Below are 11,690 nucleotides of genomic sequence, written 5' to 3' on the forward strand. Positions count from 1 at the left end.
CGCTTCGGCAAGCCGCCGCGCCGGCACATGACGATTACGCATTCACCTCGTTCACCGCATCGACCCGCTGCCGCGCGGGCGTCGTGTCGCTGACGATGCGCCCGTTGTCGAGCTTCAACAAGCGGTCGGCAAGATCGAAGTAGCGGTCGTCGTGCGTGATCACGATCACGGCCTTGCCGCGCGCGCGCAGCTCGGGCAGCAGCTGCTCGTAGAACACGGCCTTGAACGTCGGATCCTGGTCGGCCGCCCATTCGTCGAACAGGTAGAACGGCCGGTCCTCCAGGTACGCGACGACGAGGGCGAGCCGCTTGCGCTGCCCGGTCGACAGCGCGCGGGTCGAGAACGCGCCGTCGACCACCTTCACCTTGTGATCGAGCGCGAGCTTCGCGACGAGCGCGTTCGCGCGCGCATCGGCCTGCGCGCGGGACGGATCGTCGGGATCGACGATGCCGAGCAGCGCGTCGAACAGGTGGAAATCGTTGAACACCGCGCTGTAGCGCTGCCGATAGGCGGCGCGCTCGCGCCAGCCGATCGGGCGGCCGTCGACCTCGATCGTGCCTGCCTCCGGTTCGTAAAGCCCCGTCAGCACCTTCGCGAGCGTCGTCTTGCCGCTGCCGTTGCCGCCGACGATGAACACGAGCTCGCCCGGCCTGATCGTCAGGTCGATCGGCCCGACGCTGAACATCCGTTCGTCGCGTTCGTGGAAGTATGCATGCGTGACGCCGCGCAGCGTGACGGCGCCGGCCGGCGGCACGTCGGGGGCGTCGGCCGCGGGCGGCACCGTGCGCAGCGCGCCGAATTCGGCCATCACGCCTTCGATCCGCGTCAGCGACACGCGTGCCGCGTTGACGGTCGGCAGGTTGTTCAGCAGCCCGTCGAGCGGCACGAGCATGAACAGGAACACGACGACGTAGCCGGCGGCCGCGGCCGGCTCGGCATGCACGCCGAGCTGCGGCCAGAACGACGCGACGCCGAGGAACGCATAGAACAGGAAGATGATCCAGCCGACGCCGACCGCGTACGCGCTGAACGCGCGGCGGCGGTGGTCGCGCACTTCGCCGATCGCGGCGCCGAGCTGGCCGTCGACGAACTGGCGTGCGCGTTCATCGTGCAGCTTCAGCTCCTTCGCACCGGAAAACAGCGAGCCGAGATAGCCGAACAGACGATCCTGCGCCTGGCCGGCCGCTTCGAGCGACGCGATCGCGCGGCGGTCGCCCGTGTGATAGCCGAGCGAGCCGGCGACGATCGCGGCCAGCGCCAGCAGGCACACCGGCCACGAGAGCCACGCGAGATAGCCGAGGCAGCCGAACACGATCGAGCCGTGCATGACCAGGTTCGGCAGCGCGAAGAACAGCATCGACACGTTGGTCGCGTCGTCGGTCAGCACCGACTGCACGGGCGCCGCGCCGATCCGCTCGATGTCGCGCAGCTCGGCCGCGCCGACGCGCCGCGCGAGATGCACGCGCAGCCGCGCCATCGTGTCCTGCGACAGGCGCGCGAACAGCGTGCCCGACACGATCCTGGTGACGAGTGCGAGCACCGCGCACAGCGCGAAGCGCCATGCGAGCGACGCGTCGGCCGCGCCCGGCTGCGACAGCGCGCGGTTCAGCGTCGCGACGAGCAGCACGCTCGCGACGCCGTTCAGCACGCACGCGGCGAGCGCCAGCGCGAGCGACGCGCGGCTTTCGCGCAGCAGCGCGAGGATCAGCCGCGCCGCGGGGCGGGCGGGCGGCGCGGCATCGGCGGCAGGCGGGCGGGAGGGCGGCAAAGAGGGCTCGTGGGCAGCTGTCATCGGCAACGTCAATTAAGTGAGAACGAACAGCGGAGAACGAACAACGGAGAAACGAACGGCGCGCGGTGCGCCTCCTGCCGAATAGACGAACGAGCCGCCGAAATATTTAGTCATCGGCGGATTGAGTGCAAAACGGTAAAAAATCGGCCGCGCCGTTCGTCACACCAGTGAAGCCGCCCCAAGCGGCCCCGAGACTTGGCCGAAGCGGCCGGACCGAAGGACTTCACGCACATGACGAGTTTCCCGACTGCGCTGCATCACCGAATCCGCGAACTGGCGCGCATCGCGCCCGACGCACCCGCGCTCGCCGTCTCCTTTCCGACCGAAATCCGCCTGTCGCGCGGCGCGCTCGACGCGCGGGCGTCGCGGCTCGCCCGGCTACTGCGCGCGGCCGGCGTCGGCACGGAAGTGCGGGTGGGCGTGTGCGTCGAGCGTTCGTGCGAACTGTTCGTCGCGCTGCTGGCCGTGCTGAAGGCGGGCGGCGTGTTCGTGCCGCTCGATCCGCGCCATCCGGCCGCACGCCTCGACTGGATCGTGCGCGACGCGAACCTGCGGCACGGGATCGTCGATGCGGCGGGCCGCGCGGCGCTCGGCGCGCCGTTCGAGCACGCGTTCGACGTCGCGGAAATCGATGCCCATGCAACGGACGCGTGCGTCGATGAAGACGACGCCCCGGTCCACCCGCGTGCGGCCGCCTACATGATCTACACGTCGGGTTCGACCGGCACGCCGAAGGCGGTCGTCGTCGAACACGGGCCGCTCGCCGCGCACTGCGACGCGCTCGCGGCCGCGCTGCCGATCGAGGCCGGCGACCGCCTGCTGCATTTTGCGTCGGTCAATTTCGACGCCGCGCACGAATGCTGGCTTGCGCCGCTCGCGACCGGTGCGAGCATCGTCGTGGCGCCGCCGCAGCCGTTCGCGCCCGATGCCGCACATGCGCTGATGGTGCGCGAAGCGGTCGACGTGGCCGCGTTCCCGCCCGCGTACCTGCGCGAATTCGCCGCGGTGGCCGCGCGCGACGGCGTGCCGCCGGCGCTGCGCGTGCTCGCGTTCGGCGGCGAAGCGCTGCCGCAGCAGGCGTTCGAATTCGTGCGCGACACTTTTCCGGCGGTGCGGCTCGTCAACGGTTACGGGCCGACCGAGGCCGTGATTTCGCCGATGCTGTGGCCGGTCGAGCCGGGCGAGACGCCCGTGCTGGCCGCCGACGATGCGTATGCGTCGTTGCCGATCGGCCGGCCGATCGGTCCGCGAGTTGCCCGCGTCGACGGTGGCGACGGTGCAGCGGCCGGCGAGCTGCTGCTGGGCGGCGCCTGCGTCGCGCGCGGCTATCACGGCCGCCCGGCGCTGACGGCCGAGCGCTTCGTGCCCGATCCGGACGGCGCGCCCGGAGCGCGCGTGTACCGCACTGGCGACCTCGCACGGCTGCGCGACGACGGGGCATTCGATTATCTCGGCCGCCTCGACGACCAGGTCCAGGTGCGCGGCGTGCGCGTGGAGCCGGGCGAAATCGCCGCGTGCCTGCGCTCGCATCCGGCCGTGGCCGACGCGGCCGTGGTCGCGGAAACCGGCAACGGGCCGACCCGTCTGATCGCATGCGTCGCGCTGCGCGCGGCGGCCGACGATGCGGCGCTCAAGGCGCACGTGGCCGCGCAACTGCCGGCCGCCTGGCAGCCGCACCGGTTCGTGCGTTGCGATGCGCTGCCGTATACGTTGAACGGCAAGCTCGACCGCGCCGCGCTGCGCGAGAAGATCGCCGCCGACCGTACCGACCGCGCGGACCGCGCAGCCGGTGACGCGCCGCGCACGGACACCGAGCGGCGCACCGCTGAAATCTGGCAGACGCTGCTCGGCCTCGATGTCGCACCGTCGCGCGACGACCGCTTCTTCGCGCTGGGCGCCGATTCGCTCGCCGCGATGCAGCTGCAGGCCGCGATCCGTGCCGAATGGCGCGTCAACCTGCGGCTCGATACGCTGTTTGCCGATCCGGTGCTCGCCGAACTGGCCGACGCGGTCGATCGTGCGGAACGCGAAACCGGCGCGCCGCTCGTCGCGATCGCGGCGCGCGCCGGCGCGCCGGCCGGCGCACCGTATGCGGAGCGTGCGGCGTCGCTGGCACAGCAACGCTTCTGGGTGCTCGCGCAAACGCGCGACGCGAGCGCCGCATATCACATCGCCGCGCACTGGACGATCGACGGCACACTCGATCGCGACGCGCTGCAACGTGCACTCGATCACGTGATCGGCCGGCACGAGGCATGGCGCACGACGCTCGTCGACAACGACGACGGCGTCGTGATGCAACGGATCCATGCGCATCTGCCGGTGTCGATCGCCGACGTCGACCTGCGCGACCAGCCGCCTGCCGCCCGCGACGCGCAGGCGGCGATCCTCGCCGAGCGCGACGCCGGCGCGCCGTTCGACCTCGCCGAAGGGCCGCTCGTGCGCGCGACGCTGGTCGCGCTCGCGGGCGACCGTCATCGCCTGTTGCTGACCGCCCATCACGCGATCACCGACGGCTGGAGCTCGCGCTGCGCGTTCGAGGAGCTGACGGCGGTCTATTGCGCGTATGCGAACGGCGTCGCGCCGGCGCTGCCCGCGCTGCCGATCCAGTACGCCGACTATGCGGACTGGCAACGCGACATGCTGGCCGGCGGCGAGGGCGAACGTCAGCTCGATTACTGGCGCGGCGCATTGCGCGACGTGCCGGGCCCGCTCGCGCTGCCGGTCGACCGCCAGCCGGGCGCGGCGCGCACGCTGCAAGGCGCGCGCGTGTCGGTGCGGCTGCCCGACGCGGTCGCGGCCGACGTGCGGCAACTCGCGCGCGACGCGCAGGCGACCGTCTTCACGGTGCTGCTGGCCGCGCTCGACGCATGGCTGTCGCGCCTGACCGGCGCAACGGATGTGGTGGTCGCGGTACCGGTCGCGCATCGTCAGCGCCCCGAAACGCGTGCACTGCTCGGCCTGTTCCTGAATACGGTCGCGCTGCGCGTGCAGGTGGCGCCGACGCTGCCGTTCCGCGCGCTCGTCGATGCGGCACGCACGGCGGCGCTCGACGCGGTTGCCCACCAGGACGTGCCGTTCGAGCGTGTCGTCGATGCGGTGAAGCCGCCGGTCAAGCGCGGCGACGAATGGCTGCGCGTGAAATTCGCGCAGCAGTTCGACGCGCGGCACGACAGCGTGCTGCCAGGCGCGACGGCCGTGGCGACGCCGGGCCCCGATCTCGCCGCGCGTTTCGACTACGCCGTGGATTTCACCGACGATGCGCATGGCATCGAACTGGTCGCGGCCTATGCGACCGACTGCATCGATGCGGACACCGCGCGCGCGTGGCTCGACAGCTACGCGGCGCTCGTCGGTGCCGCCGCGCGCGATCCGCAGCGCGCGGTCACGGCGCTGCCGTGCGACGGCGCGCATCGCACACATGAAGCGGGGCAGCCGCGCGACGGCCGCGTGTTCACACCCGAGCACGCGGATATCGTCGCCGCATTTGCGCGTCAGGCGGCCGCGTATCCGCATCGCGTCGCGCTTGCCGACGCGTCGGCGTCGCTGACGTTCGGCGAACTCGACGACGCGTCGGATCGCGTCGCCCGCGCGCTGCAACTGCGCGGCACGGCGGCCGAGGAACCGGTCGTCGTCTGCATCGAACGCTCCACGCGCTTCGTCGTCGGCCTGCTCGGTGTGCTGAAGGCCGGCGCGCTCGCCGTGCTGCTCGATCCCGCCCAGCCGGCCGCGCGACTGGCCGCCGCGGCAGCCGATTGCGGCGCGCGCTGGGCGCTTGTCGCCGGCGACGCCGCATGGCCGGCCGGCACGCTTGCGCAGGCGCTCGACGTCGACGCGCTCGCGGCCGACGCGACGCTCGCGCAGGCGGGCGCCGCACGCATCGCGCCGCACCCGGAACAGGGCGCTTACCTGATCTATACGTCGGGCTCGACCGGCACGCCGAAGGGCGTCGTCGTGTCGCACGGCGCGCTGGCCGACTACGTGCAGGGGATGCTCGACGAATTCGCGTTCGCACCGGATGCGTCGTTCGCGATGGTATCGACCGTCGCGGCCGACCTCGGTCACACGACGCTGTTCGGCGCACTGTGCGCGGGCCGCACGCTGCACCTGCTGCCGGCCGCGTGCGCGTTCGATCCGGACCTGTTCGCCGACGAGATGCGCCGCCGCGACGTCGGCGTGCTGAAGATCGTGCCGAGCCACCTTCAAGCGCTGCTCGACGCGCGCGTGCCGGCCGACGTGCTGCCGCGCCATGCGCTCGTGACGGGCGGCGAAACGCTCACGTGGGCGCTCGTTGCGCGCGTGGCCGCGCTCGCACCGGCTTGCCGCGTGATCAATCACTACGGGCCGACCGAAGCGACGGTCGGCGCGATCGCCTGCGACACGGCGTCGATCGCCGCCGATGGGCACGATGGGCACGATGGGGCGCGCGGTGTGCCGCTCGGCCTGCCGCTGCCGAATGCGCGCGTGCTGGTGCTCGACGCGTTCGGCGCGTGCGTGCCGGCCGGCGCGACGGGCGAGCTGTATCTGGGCGGGCCGGGCGTCGCGCGCGGCTACCTGGGGCGCCCGGCGCAAACCGCCGAACGCTTCGTGCCCGATCCGTTTACGCCCGGCGCGCGGCTGTATCGCACCGGCGACCGCGTGCGGCTGCGCACGGACGGCCGCATCGACTTCCTCGGCCGCATCGACGACCAGGTGAAGATTCGCGGCTACCGAGTCGAACCGGGCGAGGTGAGTGCGGCCCTGCGCGCGGCCGACGGCATCGCGCAGGCCGAAACGCTCGCGGTCGAACACGATGGCCGCCTGCGGCTCGCGACGTTCGTCGTCGCGCGCGACGGCGCGGCGTTCGACGAGGCCGCGCTGCGCGCACGGCTCGCGGCGGCGCTGCCCGACTACATGGTGCCCGCGCAGTTCGTCGCGCTCGCGCGCCTTCCCGTCACCGCGAACGGCAAGATCGATCGTGCCGCGTTGCGCGCGCTGGCCGCCGCGCCGGTCGCGAGCGCGCAAGGCGACGCGCCGCGAGGCGCGGTCGAAACGGTGCTCGCGGAGGTCTGGCAGGCCGTGCTGAAGGCGCCGCAGGTTGGTCGCGACGACAACTTCTTCGAACTCGGCGGCGATTCGATCCTCGTGCTGCAGGTGATCGCCCGGGCGCGCAAGCGCGGTGTGCGCTTCACGCCGAAGCAGTTGTTCGACGGCCCGACGGTCGCCGAACTCGCACGCATCGCGAAGACGGACGACGTGGCTCAATCCGCCCCGGTCGCGCAGGCCGCGACGACAACGGTGGCCGCCGCGCGCGTGCTGACGCCCGCGCAGCAGCGCTTTTTCGCACTCGACATCCCGCGCCCGGGACACTGGAACCAGTCGGTCGCATTCGACGTGCGCGGGCCGTTCGACGCCGATGCGTTCGCGCGCGCCTTCGACGCGTTGCTGACGCATCACGATGCATTCCGCCAGCGCTTCGCGCGCGACGCGCACGGCGCGTGGCAGGCCGACGACGCCCAGCGCCCATACGACGCGCTGCCGTTCGTCGAAGTCGCCGCCGGCGACGAAGCCGACGCGCTCGAGCGCTTCGACGCGTTGCAGCGCCGCCTCGACCTCGGTCGCGGGCCGCTGGCCTGCGCATGCGCGGCGCGCTTGCCGGACGGCTCGACGCAGCTCTATCTGGCGATTCACCATGCGATCGTCGACGGCGTGTCGTGGCGCATCCTGCTCGACGACCTGGACACGGCCTACCGCGCCGCCTGCGAGCAACGGCCGATCCGGCTCGCGCTGCAGGGCCTGTGCGCCGACGCGTGGGCCGCGCGGCTCGCGCGCGCGGCGACCGATCCGGGCTCGCCGTTCGCGAACGAGACCGCGTACTGGGCCGACATGGCGCAGGGCGACGACGTCGTGCCCGACCACCCCGACGCAACGGCGACGAACGCCGATGCAGCCGTCGTCGTGCAGACGATCGACGCGGCATTGACCCGCGCGGCGCTGACCGATGCGCATGCCGCCTATCGCACGCAGACGATCGAGCTGCTCGCCGCCGCGCTTGCCATGGCGCTGACCGACGGGCGCGACGCGGCGTCGTGCCGGGTCGAACTCGAAGGGCATGGCCGCGAGGCGCTGTTCGACGATGCCGATGCGAGCCGCACGATCGGCTGGCTGACGAGCCACTACCCGGTGACGCTGCCGGTCGCGGCCACCGCGCGCGACACGCTGTGCGCGGTCAAGGACACGCTGCGCGCCGTGCCGCACAAGGGGCTCGGCTTCGGCGTGCTCGCGCACTACGGCGATGCGGCGACGCGCGCGGCGCTGGCCGCCGTGCCGCGTCCGCGCGTCACGTTCAACTATCTCGGCCAGTTCGACGCACCGCGCGATGCCACGCTCGTGCCGCGCTTCGGCGGCACCGGCGTCGAGCGCGACCGCCAGGGCCCGCTCGGCAATGCGCTCGCGATCCACGCATATCTCGACGAAAACCACGACGGCGGGCGCACGCTGAAAGTGCACTGGGTCTACGGTGCGCCGCAATTCGAGCGCACGACGATCGACGCGTGTGCCGAACGCTTCGCGGCGGCGCTGCGCGAGCTCGTCGACGCGTGTGCGTCGCGCGTCGCGCAGCGCGGCGCCGGCGCGACGCCGGGCGATTTCCCGCTCGCGCAGGCCGCCGGCCTCACGCAGGCCGCGATCGAACGCACGCCGCTCGACTGGCGCACGATCGACGACGTGTACCCGCTGTCGCCGATGCAGCAGGGCATCCTGTTCCATGCGCTGTTCGCGCCCGGTCACGCCAGCTACGTGAACCAGCTCGTCGCGACCGCGGCCGCGCTCGACGCCGACCGGCTCGTTGCCGCGTTCGAAGCGTCCGTCGCGCGCCACGACATACTGCGCACGAGCGTGATGCCGGACGAAGCCGCGCCGCTGCAGTGCGTGCATCGCCACGCCCGGATGCCGGTCGAACGGCTCGACTGGCGCACGCGCGGCGACACGCTCGACGCCGATTTCGACGCGTGGCTCGCGGCCGATCGCGCACGCGGCTTCGACTGGCGCGAGCCGCCGTTGATGCGCCTCACGCTGATCCGCGTGACCGACGACGCATGGCGCGTCGTGTGGACACGCCACCACGTGCTGCTCGACGGCTGGAGCACCGCGCGCCTGCTCGCCGACGTGCAGCGCGACTATCGCGCCCCGGACGCCGTGTCGCCATTCGCGAGCCGCCCGGCACGCCGGTATCGCGACTTCATCGCCTGGCTCGGCACGCGCGACCGCGCCGCCGACGAACGCTTCTGGACCGAACGCCTCGCACGACTCGACGCGCCGACGCTGATCGCGGAACGCACGGCCGACCGTGCGGATGCCGACATGGTCACGTGGCGCGCGACGCTCGATGCCGATGCGACGACACGCATCGCGCAGACGGCACGCGCCCTGAAGCTGACGGTCAACACGCTGGTGCAGGGTGCGTGGGCGCTCGCGCTGCAGCGGATGACGCACCAGCCGGCCGTCGCGTTCGGCGCGACCGTCGCGGGCCGTCCCGATGCACTCGCGGACGTCGACTCGGTGCTCGGACTCTTCATCAACACGGTGCCGGTGATTACCGCACCGGCACCGCAGCAACGCGCGGCCGACTGGCTGCGAGCGCTGCAACGCGACAACGCGGCGGCCGCCGAGCACGCGCACACGCCGCTTGCCGACATCCAGCGCTGGGCGCGCGGCGCGGGCGGCGCGCTGTTCGACACGCTGGTCGTATTCGAGAACTATCCGGTCGACGACACGGCGCGCGACGCCGATCCGCGCGCGCTGGCCTTGAGCGGCGTGCGCAGCATCGAAGCCACCGATTTCGCGCTGACGCTCGTGATCGAGAGCGGCGCCGAGCTGACGATCGACTACGGCTACGACACCGCGCGCGTCGATGCGGAGCAGGTCGAAACCTGGCACCGCGCGTTCGCCTGCGCACTCGATGCGCTGGCCCGCACGCCGGATGCACGGCTCGGCACGCTGTCGATCGCCGACGACGCGGCGCGCGACGCGCTCGCCCAGCGCGAAGCGACCGCGCGCGCGTGGTCGGCACATCAGCAATTGCCGCTGCACGCGCAATTCGAAGCGGCGGCCCGCGCGACGCCCGACGCGATCGCGCTCGAATACGCGGACGCGCACGGCAGCCTGCACCGGATGACCTACGCCGAGCTCGACGCGTGCACGTCGCGCATCGCGGCCGCGCTGCGCCGGCGCGGCGTGCGGCCCGATACGCCGGTCGCGCTGTGCGTCGAGCGTTCGTTCGACATGGTGATGGCGCTGGTCGGCGTGCTGAAGGCCGGCGCGGCCTACCTGCCGGTCGATCCCGACTATCCGGCCGAGCGCATCGCGTATCTGCTGCGCGACGCGCGGCCGGCCGTCGCGATCACCCAGGCCCATCTGCGCGAGCAGGTCGAGGCCGCGCTGGGCGACACCGCCGGCACGCGGCTGCTGACGGTGGCGGAGCTGCTCGCGCAGGACATCGCACCGGACGCGACCGAGCCGGCCACGGTCGCCGACGCACAGCTTGCCTACCTGATCTACACGTCCGGCTCGACCGGCAAGCCGAAGGGCGCCGGCAACACGCACGGCGCGCTCGCGAACCGGATCGCGTGGATGCAGCACGCGTACCGGCTGACGCGCGACGACGTCGTGCTGCACAAGACGCCATTCGGCTTCGACGTGTCGGTGTGGGAATTCGTGTGGCCGCTGGCGATCGGCGCGAAGCTCGCGATCGCCGCGCCCGGCGACCATCGCGATCCGGCGCGTCTCGCGGCCGCGATCCATGCGCACGGCGTGACGGTACTGCACTTCGTGCCGTCGATGCTCGCCGCGTTCGCCGCGTATCTCGACGATTTCGCGGCCGCGGCGCAATGCGACAGCGTGCGCCTGATCGTCGCGAGCGGCGAGGCGCTCGCGCCCGAACTCGTCGAGAAAATGGCGCGGCTGCTGCCGCACGCGACGCTCGTCAACCTGTACGGGCCGACCGAGGCCGCGATCGACGTGTCGCACTGGACGTGCGGCCCCGACGACGCGCAGGCGGTCGCGGTGCCGATCGGCCATCCGATCGCGAACCTGCAGCTGCACGTGCTCGATGCCGCATGGCAGCCGGTGCCGGCCGGCGCGACCGGCGAACTGTATCTCGCGGGCGCGGGCCTCGCGCGCGGCTATCTCGGCCGGCCGGCGCTGACCGCCGAGCGCTTCGTGCCCGATCCGTTCGTGCCGGGCGCGCGCATGTACCGCACGGGCGACCTCGCACGCCGGCGTGCCGACGGTGCGCTCGACTATCTCGGCCGCGTCGACACGCAGGTCAAGCTGCGCGGCCAGCGGATCGAGCCGGGCGAGATCGAGGCGCTGCTGCGCGCGGCGCCCGGCGTGAACGACGCGGTCGTGATCGTGCGCGACGCGCAGCTGGTCGGCTATGTCGCGCGCGGCGACGCGGGCCCGCTCGACCGCGCGGCGCTGCTCGATGCGCTGCGCGCGCAACTGCCGGCCTACATGGTGCCGTCGCAGCTGATCGAACTCGACGCGTTGCCCGTCACGCCGAACGGCAAGTGCGACCGCCATGCGCTGCCCGCGCCGGTGCGCGAGACGGCAGCCGAAGCCGCACTCGCGACCGACACGGAACGCACGCTCGCGGGGATCTGGCAACGCGTGCTGCACGTGGACGCGATCGGCCGCGACGGCGACTTCTTCCTGCTCGGCGGCCATTCGCTGCTCGCGACGCAGGCCCATGCGCAGGCGAACCTGCACTGGGGGCTCGCGTTGCCGCTGCGCACGCTGTTCGACACGCGCACGCTGGCGCGGTGCGCGGATGCGATCGACGCGGCCTGCGCGGCACGCGGCGCGACCGATGCGGCGAGCGCGATCGACGCGCTGCTCGGCGAACTGGAAACCCAATAAG

At 72.5% G+C, this 11,690-nt stretch carries 2 protein-coding genes; one reads left to right on the forward strand and one right to left on the reverse strand.

From position 1 onward, the window contains the following. Nucleotides 1–34: 34 nt before the first annotated feature. Entirely contained in the window at nucleotides 35–1,792 is a 1,758-nt protein-coding gene (locus tag WT26_RS11565) for a cyclic peptide export ABC transporter (RefSeq protein ID WP_069272915.1), read from the reverse strand. Between the two features lie 231 nt (nucleotides 1,793–2,023). Here WT26_RS11565 and WT26_RS11570 point away from each other — a divergent pair, with 231 nt between their 5' ends. Continuing rightward, entirely contained in the window at nucleotides 2,024–11,689 is a 9,666-nt protein-coding gene (locus tag WT26_RS11570) for a non-ribosomal peptide synthetase (RefSeq protein ID WP_069273742.1), read from the forward strand. Nucleotide 11,690 lies beyond the last annotated feature (1 nt).

The organism is Burkholderia cepacia (assembly GCF_001718835.1).
In the GTDB taxonomy this organism is placed as follows: Bacteria; Pseudomonadota; Gammaproteobacteria; order Burkholderiales; family Burkholderiaceae; genus Burkholderia; species Burkholderia cepacia_F.